We start from the raw sequence: 13,318 nt of genomic DNA, 5'->3' as shown, positions 1-13,318 counted from the left end.
GGCGCTAACCTTGTAGCGACTCGATAGGGGGCAAATGCGGGGGTGGCAACTCCCACGTGATAGGTGAGCTGGCAGGGTCCCCACGGAGAATCAAACGCGCGGGGGCTGCTGTGACAACGGGAGAATCGCAGAGTGGGCGAATTGCCGCCAAATCGCGGGGCGACAGAAGGTCCATGGTAATCCGAGTCCGAGCGGAGAGATTGGTTTTGTCGCATCTGCTTTGTGGCTGCGTACCCGTCGGCGCAGAAAAATTCAGCAGATGGGTCGCATTTTTTTAACGTAACCTGTCTGCGTCAATAGTTTTAGACTACTGCGCGTCGCCGATCTCGAGTTCGGTCATCTCGGGCGTTTCGAGCGTTATCGGACCCAGAGCGCCGGCCCGCAGATCGGTGATGAAGGCCTTCGAGGCGCGATCGTAGTCGACAATCCCCCCCTTGCGCAGACAACCTTTCCGCCGGCCGATGGCTTCTAGTAGCGCTAGGGCGTCGTCGGGCCGCTCTTCAAGCTGGTACCGCGCCGCGAGGCCATCGTAGTAGTTCTCAAGCAGATAAGCTGCAGCAAAGTGGGCTACGTCCGAGTACTCCAGGGCGGTTTCTTTCACCGCACCGGTGGCGGCCAGTCGCATGCCGCTGTTGGGGTTCTCGATGCGCGGCCAAAGGATGCCCGGTGTGTCGAGCACCACGACGCCGCGGCCGACATCGATTTCTTGCTGGTGCTTCGTAATGGCGGGTTCGTTACCCGTCTTCGCCACCTTGCGGCCGGCGAGCACGTTGATCAGCGTCGACTTTCCAACGTTTGGCACGCCAGCGATCATGGTGCGGACGGGCTTGTTAACGCTCGAGCGCGCTGGCACCATCCGCTGTACAACATCGCACAGCCGCACGATGGTCCCTTCCTGCTGCGTCGAAATGGGCCGCGCGCGGACGCCGGTCTCGCGTTCGAAGTAGGCTTCCCAGCGAGCCGTTTGGACGGGATCGGCCAGATCGCTTTTGCTGAGCACCTTGAGGCAGGGTTTCTTACCACGCAGCTCGGTGAGCATCGGGTTCGCGCTGCTAAAAGGAATGCGCGCGTCGAGCACTTCAATGACCAGATCGATACGAGGCAAAACTTCCTCGATCTTCATCTGGGCTTGATGCATGTGCCCGGGATACCACTGGATGCTCATTGCGAACTTTCACGAAAGACGATGGGAGCCCGTAGCCGGTCCCGCAAGCCTTTAAGATACCGTAGATTTCGGTCGAAGGCGACTCAGGCCGGTCCGGTAGGTCGCTGGGTTCGATGCTTCGATTGCCGAATCCAATGCCAGACCAAGCCCACGGCCAGGACGCCAAGTCCAGTGGCCCAGACGGAGGGTTCGATAGCGAACCCTAGAGCCAGGCAGGCGATGAGCCCCGCCCATGCCCACCAGCGGCGGTAGAGTCGCTCGTCGTCGGCGAGTTGGATGGCCGCGAGATTCGTCACGGCGTAATAGATCAGCACCGTAAACGCGCTGAAAGACCATGTCGTCTTGATGCTGCCAATCGCCACGAGCGAGCCGATAACGAGCCCCACGACGATCACCGCAATTCGCAGATTGCTGGTCGATTGGGGCAGGTCGCCCCGCCGTCCCATGGCGAGCACCACGCGTGAAAGCCCCAGGATCAAATTCAGCAGCACACCGAGCATCGCCGTCATCGCCCCGATGGCAATCAGCGAGTGAATGCGTAGTGGAAAACTCCTCGCGGCGATTTCGAGCGGCGCGGCTTGCTGGTTGGTTGCTGCGGCGAGCGCCGGCGCTCCAAGCGAGCCGATGGCGACCACGGCCACCGCCAGGTAGAGCACCATCGAGACGACCAGCGTGGTGATGATAGCTCGCGGGATCGTGCGGCGGGGCTCGACGACTTCTTCGCCTAGCGTGGCGATGCGTCCGTAGCCGGTGAACGCAACGAACATGAGCGCCGTGGCATTCATGAGCGACGCGGGCTCGAAGTCCATTGCCAGATTGGCGGTCGAGATCTGCCCCGAACCCACCGCGACGAACGATGCTAGCGCGAATAACGTGATCGACACAATCACGATGTTGACCTGATTCGAAAGCCTAACGCCCGCGAGCACGATGGCCGTGAGCACTACGACCACGCTAATGGCGACGGGAACCAGCCAGCCGCTCTCCTGGCCTGTCATGTTGAGCAAGTAGCCCGTGAAGCCCAAGGCAGCGGTAGCTGCCGAAGCGGACTTAGCGCACAGGAACATCCAGCCGGCAGAAAAGCCGAGCGTGGGGTTGAGCCAGCGGTAGCCGTACTCGTAGGTTCCACCACTCACCGGGTGGTTGGCGGCAAGCTGGGCGCTGCTGAGTGCGTTGCAAGTCGCCACGGCGGCGGCTAGGGCAATCGCGATTACTACGGCAGGACCTGCCACACCGGCGGCGATGCCGATGCCGACGAAGACGCCCGTACCCACGATCGACCCGAGCCCCATCATGGTGGCCCCGAGGGTTCCGATTTCGCGGGTTAGTGGTTGCATGCAGTCAAGCGGCTTTGGAGCAATGGATTGGCGTTGCGTTTTCGAACGGTCGTCGTCGACGGTGTATCGTCCAACGGCATTCGTTCGGTAATAATAGATTGTACCTTGATGGGATCGACAAGCAATATCGGTGTGCGATAAAATGGGCGACGACGTACTGCGGCACATGTTTCTCGGGTTCATGCGTCTGCATGTGCTATACCACGCCGAGAAAGAAGCGATTTGCGGTACCGAGTTGATGGAAGAGCTCGAAGAGCACGGATTCGAGATCGGGCCCGGGACGCTCTATCCAATGCTCCACCAGATGCAGAAGTCCGGGCTACTCACCAGCGAGGACGAAGTGGTAGGCGGCAAACGGCGAAAGAACTTGCGAATCACTGCCGCCGGTAAGAAGGTACTCGCCAAGGCCAAGTCACAACTTCGTGAGCTCGCCTCGGAGATCCTCGACGATCACGACGGCAGAGCCAAGCATAAGCACAAATGAGAAAACTATTAGCCACTCACGCTCCCGCCGCCGTCATTCTCGTGCGGCTCATGGTGGGGGCGGTATTTTTATCCGAAGGCATCCAGAAGTTCCTATTTCCCGCCGAAGTGGGTGCCGGACGATTTGCGAAGATTGGCTTTGAGTCGCCGGAGCTCGTAGCCGGATTCGTGGCCGTATTTGAGATCGTGTGTGGCGCTCTGATGCTCGTGGGGCTGGGAACACGAATCGTCGCTGTGCCGCTGATCGTGATCATGCTCACGGCGATCGTTACGACCAAGGTGCCGATTCTCATGGAGCAGGGCTTTTGGAAGATGGCCCACGAAGCTCGCACCGATTGGTCGATGCTGCTGGGGTCGCTTTTCCTGCTGATCGTGGGTGCGGGGCCTTGGTCGGTGGATAGTAAGTTGAGCCATTCACCGGCGAACGCGAACGAATCAACGTCTCCCTAAGGATTGATCCACCCTCGCCATCGTAGTCCGCACCCGTCGGTGGTGGGTGACGCTCTCCGTCTACGAGAATACGCAATTCTTTCCACCGAGTGATTAATCGTCGAGCTGCGAGTTGGTCTCGACCGGCGTCGCTGGGGTCTGAGTTGCTGCGGGCTGTGCTGCCGACGTCTGGGCTGCTGCGTCCTTTGGCGCATCGAGTCGCATCAGCATGTAGGTCTCGGTCTGTGCCGTGCCACGATGCACCAGCAGCGTCGTCTGGTCTTTGGTCAGATTGTAGATGCCGGTCTCGTACACGACGTTGGAATTGTCGCCAATGGTAAAGGCAACGCGCTGCGTTTCTTTGTCGACCTTGCCCTGCACCACTTCCGAGTCGCTCGTGGCGCTGTTGTACATCGTGCCACTCAGAATACCCTGCTTGTCGACTGCGAGCTGGAGGGTGCGAGTAGGCGACTTGTCATTAGCGCTAGTGGACATCGCAAACGTGCCGAGTGGCAGCCAGTCGCTTTCGCCTTCGGCCTGCTCGGCGTCCGTTGGATCGACGGTCGCCAGTGCCGCAGCGGACTGGGCGTACTCGTCGGCGGTGCCAACGTCTTGGCCATTCACATAGACCTGGTTGTCTTGGTAGACCACGTTGCCATCGTCGCCGTAGTCGTAGTAGACGCCGCTCGACCAGCCCCACGGGGCAAACCAATTGGTCATGCTGCCCCAAGTCGCGCCGGCCCACCAGTATTGCCACGGGTGATTGTAGTAGCCGTGGTGGTAGTACCAGCTGTTGAGATTCGGATGGGGCTTGCTCCACCAGTCGCTGCCAGGAATCTTATTGAAGTTCCGCAGTTCGTCGCTGTGGTTCTTGCTCCACCAATCGCCGCCGATGGGATGATTGTTCCACGCGTCGCGGACCTTGTCGCCCGCATTCTGAAGTTGCTGAGCACGTTCCGGATGATCGTCGGCCCACGAGTGCAGTTTGTCAGCACCAGGGCTCGTCGGTCCCATCAAGCCGCGGAGCTTGTCTTGAAGCGCTGCGGTGGATTCCGGCGAACGGTTCTGCCATGCGGGATGATTGCCTGCGTAGCCAGTCGCGAAGGGATTGTTGATGGTTTGCGGACCTGGTGCATTCGGTCGATCGGCCGGCAAGTTGGGTCGATCGCCAGCGCCACCCGCCGCGGGAGTGTCGAGATGAAGAAAGTTACTGAGTTGATTGGCACTCGGACGGGCACCTGCGCCGTTGGCTGCCGCACGCAAGCCGTCACCCGCACCGCCATACCCACCCGCGCCGCCGAAGCCGGGAAGGGCAGGGTGATCGCCAAGTCCGCCGAGGTCAGGGCGAGCTCCGCCCCCGAGACCATCGAGGCCGGCGCCCCGTCCTTCGAGGCTTTGCAGTCCGTCGCCCATTCCGCCGGCACCACCAAGTCCGGAGAAACCACCAGCCGGTAGGCTAGGTCGGCCGCCGAATGCCGAAGGTCCAGCGGGAAGTCCGCCACCCATTCCGCCAAAGCCACCGGGGCCGCCGAATCCGCCAGCGCCACCGTGGAACCCGCCGGCTCCGCCGAAGCCTCCCGCGCCACCAAAACCGCCAGCGCCACCGAAGCCGCCGCCACCGCCATGGAATCCGCCACCACCTCCACCGTGCATGCCAACCGCCGAGGCTTCGCCTGCGAGTGCAGCACTTACTACAAGCACGATCGAGAGAGTCCAGTTCGTACGCATCACAAGGCTCCGGCTAACTTAGACGTTGTGTATTGGTTTTGTTCGCGTTACTTCTTCGGGGCGGGCACACGCGTCAGCGTGACCACGGCCGAGTTGGGTTGAGATTCGCCAGCGACATCGATGTCGACCATCTGAACGCGAAGGTGATCGTTGTCCACTCGCTCAAGCATTTGCTTCATGCTGCCACGGCGGCCATCGGGCAACTTGCCGACCACGGTGACCACCCAGCGATTCTCGCCATCGGGTTGCCACGCCGCTTCGCCGAAGCCACCGTTCTGCTCGAAGGTCCAACTGCGAATCGTCCGGTCCTCGGCATCGCTGCCGATGTACTGCTTGCCTTCGTAGACGACTTTGCCATCCTTCTCGCGGCGAAAAGTACGGACGAGAAACTTCTCGTCGAGCGTCCATTCGAAGTCGTTCGAGACGCCGGCCTCTTTGTCCTCCCACCGACCGACCAGCCAACCAAGCGACTTGAGCGCGCTGAAGGTGTCGTCGAAGGGCTGTTCCATCGACTCGCTGATGAGCCACTTGTCGCCTTGCTTCGCCAACTTCGCGACGAACCGCGACATTGTCTGGTCGTTCTCTTGCATGCCAATGACGGTCGCAATGCCTTCGATCGTCACGGTGTCGGCTGTGGCATTACTCGAAGACTGCAGTGAGATACCCATTCGCGCGTCGGGATGGGCGTCGAAGTACTTTTGGTAGGCCGCCGCGATATCTTTGCGGCCTTTGTTCATGCTGCCATCGAACGCCGACGCCGCAGTCCCTTCAGGCGTCCAGAACGCAGCGACCTTCTCGGCATCCGCGCTGTTGAACGCGTCTTGCACCCCATCGAGTGTCTGCACCGCACCTGGTGGCATCTCGGCGAGCGCAGCGAGAGGGGAGAGCAACATCGCGATCGCAATCACGAGCATCGCACGCATGGCAATTCTCCTCCGAGAGCTTGGCACTTGGCCGCTTTTGACAATTGTACCGGTGACGCGCACGCCCCGGCCAACGAACCTCCTGGAGTATAGCTCATGACTTGAGGTGCAGAGACACCCGAGAAATAGGGGGGAAGGCCCTAGAACTGCGGGATTATCCGCGATGGAATGTGGCCAGTGCTAGTCAAGACTTCGCAGCGCCGATTGTTGCTTGGCCACTCACATCGAACAGCCGCAGCCCGTCTCCCACACTCGGCCGTCGGCCGACATGACCGGGGTGTGAGCGTGGACGGGCGGGCTCGGACTGGAGTTATCGTACCCACCGAACTTGGCGACGGGCGACCAATCGGGACTCACGGGTAAAGTATCGGGTGCTAGCGATACGAAGTCGCCCGTGCCATACACGACGCGTCCACCGACCATCGTCATCGCACTCTCAATGCCTCGGATCGCGTCCTCCTCGACGGCAAAGTAGTCGTCACTCAATACGGCTAAGTCTGCGAACTGTCCGACCGACAAGGAGCCCTTGCGATCGTCTTCGCTGCTGAACCACGCGCTGCCACGCGTGTAGAGCCGCAGTGCTTCTTCGCGCGAGAGGCGATCGCCCGTGTCGTTGAGCACCGTCCCTCCCACGGTTTTGCCGGTGACCATCCACCACAAGCAGGTCCAAGGATGGTAGCTGGCAACGCGCGTTCCGTCGGTGCCGGCACCGATGGGAATGCCCATGGCGAGCATCTTCTTGAGTGGCGGGCGTCGCTTAGCGGATTCGATACCATAACGCCTGATGTAGTACTCCCCCTGATACGCCATGCGATGCTGAATAGCGATGCCACCACCAAGACGCTGGATGCGCTCGAGGTTGGTGTCGGAGACCGTCTCGGCGTGGTCGATGAACCAGCGAAGCTCGTCGATCGGCACGTCGCGATGCACTCGTTCGAAGATGTCGAGAAATCGCCCGATCGATTCATCGTACGTCGCATGAATCCGCCAGGGCCAGCGCGCCTCGGCGAGCGTCCGCACCACTGCTTCTAGTTCGCTCTCCATCACCGGCCGTAGATCGGGGCGAGGTTGTAAGAAGTTCTCGAAGTCGGCGGCGCTCCACACCAAGTTCTCGCCGGCTCCGTTGACGCGAAGTAGATTGCTTCCTTCGCCCGGACGTGTCATACCGAGCCACCGCTGGTAATCGTTGAGCTCGGCACCGGCCTTCTGGGCGAACAAGCTGTAGGCGATCCGAACTGTCAGGTGACCCTGGTCGTCGAGTTCCTTCACCACGCCATAGTCATCCGGGTAGTTCTGCCCCCCGCCTCCGGCGTCGGACACGCTGGTTACGCCAAACCGATTCAGTTCGCGCAAGTACTGCCGGGTCGAGTTCAGCTGGTCTTCGCGCGAAAGCGTGGGAGCGTTGGCGATCGTGGAGTACAGGATCAAAGCGCTCGGCTCGGCAATCAATAAGCCAGTGGGCTTACCCCGTCCGTCGCGGGCAATGAGTCCGCCAGGCGGGTTGGGAGTGTTCTCGTCGAACCCCAAGGCGCGAAGGGCCGCTCGGTTCAGCAAGGCGGAATCGTAGAGATGCAAGACGAACACCGGAGTGTCGGGCGCCGCTTGATTGATTTCGTCGAGCGTTGGCATGCGTCCCTCGGCGAATTGGAACTCATTCCACCCACCGATCACGCGGACCCATTGTGGCGGGGGTGTGCGGTCGGCTTGGGCCTTGAGCTGCGCGAGTGCTTGCGAGACGCTCGGCACTCCATCCCACCGTAGTTCGAGATTGAAGAACAGCCCGGCGCGAATCACATGCAGGTGCGAATCGTTCAGCCCCGGGATCACTCGCCGGCCCCCTAGATCGATGGTCGAAACCGTGGGCCCGGCCGCCGCGAGCACTTCGTCGTTGGTTCCCAGTTGCTGAACGAGGCCGTCGGCAACCACCATGGCCGAAACCTCAGGTTGCTGTGGCACGTTGGTCGTGATCTTGCCATTGAAAAGGGCAACGCGGGTAACCATCGCAGGACTCCGGTAGCATGAGAGGGAATAGCAGACTGCGGACTCTAGTCGTAACGCAAGGTTGCGCGGGCCGCCCCCGCCACGATGGACGAGGGAGACCCGTTCAACCGATGGTTCAAGTTCACTTGGTCGCATCAACTTTGCGAGCGGCGGGAGCTTTGTGGACCATCGTGTAAGCGTATTCGATTCCGGAGCCGTAGGCCCCGCCGTACTCCCGAAACAGGTTCATTAGCGCGTCGTAGTGCTCGCGGTTGGCCCAGTCACGCTGAAACTCCAGCACGGTGGCGAGCGACGTCATGCGAACTACGCCCGCTTGCTCCATACGAGAAAGCGCCGCGACGTGGGCCGCGGGCGACGTGCCGGCTGTGGCGTCTTCAACGACGTAGACATTGAAGCCTTCGGCGAGCATTTGCAAAGCTGGCCAGGTGATGCACACTTCCGTCCAAAGTCCAGAGAGAAGGATGTTCTTCCGGCCCGTGCTGCGAATCGCTTCGCGAAACTCGGCCGTATCCCACGAGTTCATGCCAGTTCGCTCGATGGGCTGCTGGTCGGGGAACACGTCAAGCAGTTGAGGCCACATCGCGCCACTGAACGAGTCGGTTTCAACCGTGGTTAATATCGTGGGAACACCAAACTCTCGGGCACCCCGCGCGAGCATCAGTACGTTGTTAACGAGCAACTGACGATCGATACCACTACCCACGCCGAACAGCATTTGGGGTTGGTGGTCGATGAAGGCGAGCACCGAGTTGTCGGCGGTGATTAGTCCCTTGTCGGTGTTGGGAAGTATGTTGGCCATGTTTTGAGTCTCCATTGGATAGGTTAAGAAGAACGATTTGCGATTCGTCAATTGAGGTCGAACAGCATCACCTCGGCGTTGCTCGTAGTCGTGAGCGTCAGCAGTTGCTCATCGCTCACTGCCAAACCATCGCTGGTACCGAGTTCGTGGCCATTAACGGTTAAGCTGCCGCGAAGCACCTGCAGCCACGCGTGCCGGTCTGGCTCCAGGCGGTAATCGAGGCCGTGTCCGGCGTCGAGATTCGCCAAGTGAATCTTCGCGTCCTGGTGGATGCGTAGCGAATCCGAAGCTCCGTCGGGCGACGCCACTAGCTGCCACTGGTTCTGCCGGCCAGCCACGTCGAACCGTCGCTGCGAGTAGCTCGGCGTGAGGTTCTTCTCCGAGGGCAACAGCCAGATCTGGTAGAGGTGGGTTGGCTCGGTTGTCGACGGATTGAACTCGCTGTGCTGCACGCCCGAGCCTGCCGACATGTGTTGGAACTCCCCGGGCCGCAGCACGTCGCCATTGCCCATGGAATCCTTGTGTTCCAGGGCACCCTCAAGGACGTAAGTGACGATCTCCATGTCGCGGTGCGGATGGGCACCAAAGCCCTGTCCTGGGGCCACGCGATCCTCGTTCATCACACGCAGCGAGCGGAAGTGCACGTGGTGCGGGTCGTAGTAGTCGGCGAACGAGAACGTGTGGTAAGCGTTCAACCAACCGTGATTGGCGTGGCCGCGATCGGATGCTTTGCGGATTGTGAACATCGTAGGGCTCCTTGGGCTACTGATGGATAGTTGATATGTAAAGTATACGGTTAAAAAAAGGGACGGTTCACTTTGTGGCCGATCGAGACAATTGGGTCAGCCTGGTAAGCTCCTTGAGATCCTTGCGTGAGAGATGTCCTAGCAACGTCTTATGGAACTCGGTAAGCGGCGTGTCGATCTTGGCGAGTAGCTTCACTCCCTTGGTGGTAATCTCGACGAAAACGATTCGACGATCTTCTTCACAGCGCCGGCGAGTTACAAGCTCCTGCTTTTCCAGGCGGTCGATCAAACCGGTGATTGCTGGCACCACGCGAATCATGCGGTCGGCGATTTCAAGCGACGGCAGCGGAGCCCCCTCCCCTCTCAGGATGCGAAGCACGTTGTACTGCGACATTGTCAGGCCGAACTCGCGGAGCAATCGCCCCAAGCGATTTTCAATCTGGTCGGCCGTACGAATCAGGTTGAGCGCCGCCTCTTGCTCCAGGGAGTCGAAGGCGTTTCGCTTTTTGAGCTCGTGCTGAAGAGTGATGTTGGTCATTGGAGTCGTGGTCCGGCGTTCAAAAGCGTGTCGTGTAGATAGTTTATGTGTAAATTAATTGCAAGTCAATAGAGTCGGTGGTAGCAAAGTGACTTTTAGGGCTTGTCGTTGCCGTACCACCGCTCGGCGATCCGGTCGAGTTCCTGCATCACCCCATCGAGTTCGAGCACCTTGGGCGTAATGGCGTACGTCACTTGAGGCGGCACCGTCGGTTCGTAGTGCCGCGTGAGCCAGCCCTCGGCCTCCAGCAGCCGAAGCCGCTCGGTGAGAGTTTTCGTTGAGATCCGACCCAGACGTCGCCGGAGCTCGCCAAATCGTTTGGGCCCCTCCATGTGCAGCCGGTGCAACAGCAGCAGTGTCCACGGGCTGGCCAGAATGGCCATCAGTTTCTGAAGGGGCTCATGGTCGTTCTCGAGGGCCGGCTCGCGTTTTGCCATGCGTTGTTTCCCTTCGGAAAGTAGGTTTGCATTGAGAATCTACTTTACAAAATAAAGCTGTGTTCGTAAAGTGCCTTGAGTTGCAGCCTGTTTCCCCTCTCCGTTTAGAAGGTCAACAATGCCCACCCTCACACTTCCCCCGATAATTGATGCCTACTTCGAGGCCGACCGCCTCGGGTCCATGTCGATCGTCGAATGCTTTGCGGACAACGCGGTCGTGAAGGACGAGAGCCACGCCTATCATGGCAGGGAAGCAATCCGCCGTTGGCGGGCCGAAGCCGCCGCGAAGTACACCTACACCTGCCAACCGCTCGACGTCACGCAGCAGGGCAACCAGTTCCGTGTGAACTGCCATCTGGAAGGCTCGTTTCCAGGCAGCCCGATCGAGCTCGGGTTTTGTTTTGAAATCGATAACGACCAAATCACCACGCTGGAGATTCAATGATGAACCATTCCCCTAAGTCCACTGCCGCTATTGTTACCTTGTCCCTCACCGTGGCGGCATTGCTTGTGTTGCAAGCTTCGGCCGACGACAAACCGGAATCCGCCGAGCCATCCAAGGTCTCGGCTGGCGAACCGGACAAGTCCACACAAGCGTATGAACTCCGTATCTACACCGCGGCTCCCGGGAAAATGGAAGCTCTCCACAAGCGGTTCCGCGACCACACGCTCAAGTTCTTCGAGAAGCACGGCATCAAGAGCGTTGGTTACTGGGACACTGAGAATGCGGAGGGCGAGAAGCAGCTCTACTACATCGTGGCGTACCCCGACCAAGCGAGTCGCGACAAGATGCTAGTGAAGGGAGTCGCCGCTGATCCTGATTTCCTAAACGTCGTTAAGGATTCGGAAGTCGATGGCAAGTTGACCTCGAAGATTGAATCGGTGATGCTCAGTCCTACGGACTACTCACCCCTTCAATAATTACGACCTGCGCCGAGGCCCCCGATGAAAGCTGTCGGACTGACCCGCTATCTCCCGATTGAGGACCCCGATTCTCTGGTCGATATCGAGCTCGAAAGGTCTTCGCCAACGGGGCGGGACTTGCTCGTCGCGGTGCGGGCGATCGCCGTGAATCCGGTGGATACGAAGGTCCGTGCCCCCAAGGACAAGATCGAGCGTACGCCAAAGGTGCTCGGTTGGGACGCGGCCGGCGTGGTCGAGTCCGTCGGTCCTGAGGTGACGATGTTCGCCCCCGGCGACGAAGTGTTCTACGCCGGCGATCTCACGCGGCCGGGCTGCAACGCCGAGTACCAACTCGTAGACGAGCGAATCGTGGCCCATAAGCCACGATCGCTCGACTTCGCTCAAGCGGCCGCCATACCCCTCACCGCGATCACGGCTTATGAGTCGTTCTTTGAACGGTTGGGGATCGATGTCGAAGGCCGCAATGCGGGAGAAACACTGCTGATCATCGGGGGGGCTGGCGGCATGGGCTCCATCGGCATTCAGCTCGCCAAGATCGCCGGCCTGCGTGGCATTGCCACGGCTTCGCGCCCCGAATCCATTCAGTGGGTTAAGGACCTCGGCGCCGACCACGTCATCAACCACTTCGCGCCCCTCAAGCCGCAGATCGAGCAGCTTGGCCTTCAGTTCGTCGACCACATCGCCGTTTTCAACAGCACCGATGCCCACTGGAACGCGGTCGTCGATCTGATTCGGCCGCAGGGCAAGGTCGTCCTGCTGGTCGATAACAAAGAGCCGCTCGCTCAGAACGTGATGAAATCCAAGTCGGCATCCCTGGTTTGGGAGTTCATGTTCACGCGATCAATGTTCCAAACTCCCGACATGATCGAGCAGCACCGCTTGCTTTCCCGTGTCGCCGATTGGATCGACGAGGGGCGCATCCGCGGGACAGTGGGAGAACTCATGACCCCCATCAACGCAGAGAACTTGCGTCGAGCCCATCGAGCGCTCGAGTCCGGTCGCACGATCGGCAAGATCGTTCTCGAAGGCTGGTCGTGATTGCCCAAAGGCACAGCGCAAAAAAAAAGTCCAGCTCCCAGTCGTTAAGCGAACTGGGAGCTGGACTAGGTAGTTTTTCGGAAGAGCTAGCTCTTCGCTGCCTCGGTCGATTCGGCTTCGGAATCGAAGGTCGGACGCTGTGCCTTGGGAGCACTGCGGTCGCGGATGCCGACGAATTCGATAATCGCTTGAGGGCCGGCATCGCCCAGACGGGGCTTGGCCAAGTGGACAATACGGGTGTAACCACCCGGGCGGTCCATGAAGCGCGGGGCAATCTCGTCGATCAGGATCTCGACGGCTTCCTTGTTGCCCAGCAGCTGGATCAACCGGCGACGCATGGTCACGGCGGGAGCCATCGCGGCGTTCCACTGCGAGTACTTCTCGCTGGTCCGCCAAGCCTTCCACGCATCGCTGCGATAGTCGGCCTGAGTCTCCAGCGCGGCAGCAGCCTCCAGTGGAGCCTGGGCCTTACGGGCAATCGTTACGCACCGCTCGATGAACGGACGAACTTCCTTGGCCTTCGCCAAGGTCGTCGTGATACGTCCGCGTACCTTAGGGGGCGACGGGGCGTTGCGAGACAGCGTCTTGTCGAACAAGGGATGCTCGGGATCGCGCTCGGTGAGGATCAATTCGCTCGCCAGGCTGCGGAGCAATGCTCGTTGATGCTTCGGATTGCGGCCCAACTTACGGCCGGTGCGTCGATGTCGCATGACTCTATACTTTGCGAATAAGAGACGATGGTGGGTATGTTTGTCGTGACAGCCGCGATG

Annotated in this window: 15 protein-coding genes; 5 read left to right on the top strand and 10 right to left on the bottom strand. The window is 60.1% G+C overall.

Annotated features, from left to right (window positions below; genetic code table 11):
• Positions 1–307: 307 nt before the first annotated feature.
• Both ylqF and SH292x_RS20335 read right to left on the bottom strand, forming a co-directional pair.
• Positions 308–1,165: a ribosome biogenesis GTPase YlqF gene (gene ylqF, locus SH292x_RS20340; RefSeq protein WP_442482858.1), complete on the bottom strand. Its 858-nt coding sequence runs from the start codon at positions 1,163–1,165 to the stop codon at positions 308–310.
• Between the two features lie 83 nt (positions 1,166–1,248).
• Positions 1,249–2,502, bottom strand: a complete 1,254-nt coding sequence (locus SH292x_RS20335) for an APC family permease (protein ID WP_442482857.1) — start codon at positions 2,500–2,502, stop codon at positions 1,249–1,251.
• A gap of 142 nt (positions 2,503–2,644) precedes the next feature.
• Between SH292x_RS20335 and SH292x_RS20330 the strand changes: the two genes are divergently transcribed.
• Positions 2,645–2,986, top strand: a complete 342-nt coding sequence (locus tag SH292x_RS20330) for a PadR family transcriptional regulator (protein ID WP_442482856.1) — start codon at positions 2,645–2,647, stop codon at positions 2,984–2,986.
• The gene (locus SH292x_RS20325; RefSeq protein WP_442482855.1) at positions 2,983–3,435 is read left to right on the top strand and encodes a DoxX family protein; all 453 of its coding nucleotides are present in this window, start codon (positions 2,983–2,985) and stop codon (positions 3,433–3,435) included. Before SH292x_RS20330 ends, SH292x_RS20325 begins: the two co-directional genes overlap by 4 nt.
• A 93-nt stretch (positions 3,436–3,528) precedes the next feature.
• Here SH292x_RS20325 and SH292x_RS20320 read toward each other — a convergent pair whose 3' ends face one another.
• The 7 genes from SH292x_RS20320 to SH292x_RS20290 form a co-directional block, all read right to left on the bottom strand.
• Positions 3,529–5,142 carry a hypothetical protein gene (locus SH292x_RS20320; protein ID WP_442482854.1) on the bottom strand — a complete coding sequence of 538 codons (1,614 nt, stop codon included), beginning with the start codon at positions 5,140–5,142 and terminating at the stop codon, positions 3,529–3,531.
• Positions 5,143–5,189: 47 nt separating this feature from the next.
• Positions 5,190–6,065, bottom strand: coding sequence for a YybH family protein (locus SH292x_RS20315; RefSeq protein ID WP_442482853.1), 876 nt, complete (start codon positions 6,063–6,065; stop codon positions 5,190–5,192).
• A gap of 219 nt (positions 6,066–6,284) precedes the next feature.
• Positions 6,285–8,066: an amidohydrolase gene (locus SH292x_RS20310; protein ID WP_442482852.1), complete on the bottom strand. Its 1,782-nt coding sequence runs from the start codon at positions 8,064–8,066 to the stop codon at positions 6,285–6,287.
• Positions 8,067–8,187: 121 nt separating this feature from the next.
• Positions 8,188–8,865 (bottom strand): hydrolase, encoded by a 678-nt coding sequence (locus SH292x_RS20305; RefSeq protein ID WP_442482851.1) that lies wholly within the window; start codon positions 8,863–8,865, stop codon positions 8,188–8,190.
• A 47-nt stretch (positions 8,866–8,912) separates the two neighbouring features.
• Complete coding sequence (locus tag SH292x_RS20300) at positions 8,913–9,611, bottom strand: pirin family protein (protein WP_442482850.1); 699 nt, start codon at positions 9,609–9,611, stop codon at positions 8,913–8,915.
• A 67-nt stretch (positions 9,612–9,678) separates the two neighbouring features.
• Complete coding sequence (locus SH292x_RS20295) at positions 9,679–10,149, bottom strand: MarR family winged helix-turn-helix transcriptional regulator (RefSeq protein ID WP_442482849.1); 471 nt, start codon at positions 10,147–10,149, stop codon at positions 9,679–9,681.
• 95 nt (positions 10,150–10,244) lie between these two features.
• Positions 10,245–10,586, bottom strand: coding sequence for a winged helix-turn-helix transcriptional regulator (locus SH292x_RS20290; protein WP_442482848.1), 342 nt, complete (start codon positions 10,584–10,586; stop codon positions 10,245–10,247).
• Positions 10,587–10,704: 118 nt separating this feature from the next.
• On the opposite strand from SH292x_RS20290, the gene SH292x_RS20285 reads away from it, so the two are divergent.
• Genes SH292x_RS20285 through SH292x_RS20275 form a run of 3 tightly spaced genes read left to right on the top strand, consistent with a single transcriptional unit; the run spans position 10,705 to position 12,548 of the window.
• Positions 10,705–11,031, top strand: coding sequence for a nuclear transport factor 2 family protein (locus tag SH292x_RS20285; protein WP_442482847.1), 327 nt, complete (start codon positions 10,705–10,707; stop codon positions 11,029–11,031).
• Positions 11,028–11,507: an NIPSNAP family protein gene (locus SH292x_RS20280; RefSeq protein WP_442482846.1), complete on the top strand. Its 480-nt coding sequence runs from the start codon at positions 11,028–11,030 to the stop codon at positions 11,505–11,507. The genes SH292x_RS20285 and SH292x_RS20280 overlap by 4 nt, the downstream gene beginning before the upstream one ends.
• 24 nt (positions 11,508–11,531) lie before the next feature.
• Positions 11,532–12,548: a zinc-binding alcohol dehydrogenase family protein gene (locus tag SH292x_RS20275; RefSeq protein WP_442482845.1), complete on the top strand. Its 1,017-nt coding sequence runs from the start codon at positions 11,532–11,534 to the stop codon at positions 12,546–12,548.
• 86 nt (positions 12,549–12,634) lie between these two features.
• Here SH292x_RS20275 and SH292x_RS20270 read toward each other — a convergent pair whose 3' ends face one another.
• Positions 12,635–13,258, bottom strand: a complete 624-nt coding sequence (locus SH292x_RS20270) for a bL17 family ribosomal protein (RefSeq protein WP_442482844.1) — start codon at positions 13,256–13,258, stop codon at positions 12,635–12,637.
• Positions 13,259–13,318: the final 60 nt, after the last annotated feature.

Source organism: Aeoliella fuhlenseeensis, assembly GCF_052161615.1.
GTDB lineage: Bacteria > Planctomycetota > Planctomycetia > Pirellulales > Lacipirellulaceae > Aeoliella.
The sequence above is the reverse complement of the archived record's forward strand: the minus strand, read 5'-3'. Positions and strand labels throughout refer to the sequence as shown.

What these genes read in the sequence shown, in the direction of transcription:
- SH292x_RS20280 (WP_442482846.1), top strand. Translation starts at nt 11,028, where the DNA reads ATGATGAACCATTCCCCTAAGTCCACTGCCGCTATTGTTACCTTGTCC.
- SH292x_RS20290 (WP_442482848.1), bottom strand. Translation starts at nt 10,586, where the DNA reads ATGGCAAAACGCGAGCCGGCCCTCGAGAACGACCATGAGCCCCTTCAG.
- SH292x_RS20285 (WP_442482847.1), top strand. Translation starts at nt 10,705, where the DNA reads ATGCCCACCCTCACACTTCCCCCGATAATTGATGCCTACTTCGAGGCC.
- SH292x_RS20335 (WP_442482857.1), bottom strand. Translation starts at nt 2,502, where the DNA reads ATGCAACCACTAACCCGCGAAATCGGAACCCTCGGGGCCACCATGATG.
- SH292x_RS20320 (WP_442482854.1), bottom strand. Translation starts at nt 5,142, where the DNA reads ATGCGTACGAACTGGACTCTCTCGATCGTGCTTGTAGTAAGTGCTGCA.
- SH292x_RS20275 (WP_442482845.1), top strand. Translation starts at nt 11,532, where the DNA reads ATGAAAGCTGTCGGACTGACCCGCTATCTCCCGATTGAGGACCCCGAT.
- SH292x_RS20330 (WP_442482856.1), top strand. Translation starts at nt 2,645, where the DNA reads ATGGGCGACGACGTACTGCGGCACATGTTTCTCGGGTTCATGCGTCTG.
- SH292x_RS20305 (WP_442482851.1), bottom strand. Translation starts at nt 8,865, where the DNA reads ATGGCCAACATACTTCCCAACACCGACAAGGGACTAATCACCGCCGAC.
- SH292x_RS20270 (WP_442482844.1), bottom strand. Translation starts at nt 13,258, where the DNA reads ATGCGACATCGACGCACCGGCCGTAAGTTGGGCCGCAATCCGAAGCAT.
- SH292x_RS20300 (WP_442482850.1), bottom strand. Translation starts at nt 9,611, where the DNA reads ATGTTCACAATCCGCAAAGCATCCGATCGCGGCCACGCCAATCACGGT.
- SH292x_RS20310 (WP_442482852.1), bottom strand. Translation starts at nt 8,066, where the DNA reads ATGGTTACCCGCGTTGCCCTTTTCAATGGCAAGATCACGACCAACGTG.
- SH292x_RS20325 (WP_442482855.1), top strand. Translation starts at nt 2,983, where the DNA reads ATGAGAAAACTATTAGCCACTCACGCTCCCGCCGCCGTCATTCTCGTG.
- SH292x_RS20295 (WP_442482849.1), bottom strand. Translation starts at nt 10,149, where the DNA reads ATGACCAACATCACTCTTCAGCACGAGCTCAAAAAGCGAAACGCCTTC.
- ylqF (WP_442482858.1), bottom strand. Translation starts at nt 1,165, where the DNA reads ATGAGCATCCAGTGGTATCCCGGGCACATGCATCAAGCCCAGATGAAG.
- SH292x_RS20315 (WP_442482853.1), bottom strand. Translation starts at nt 6,065, where the DNA reads ATGCGTGCGATGCTCGTGATTGCGATCGCGATGTTGCTCTCCCCTCTC.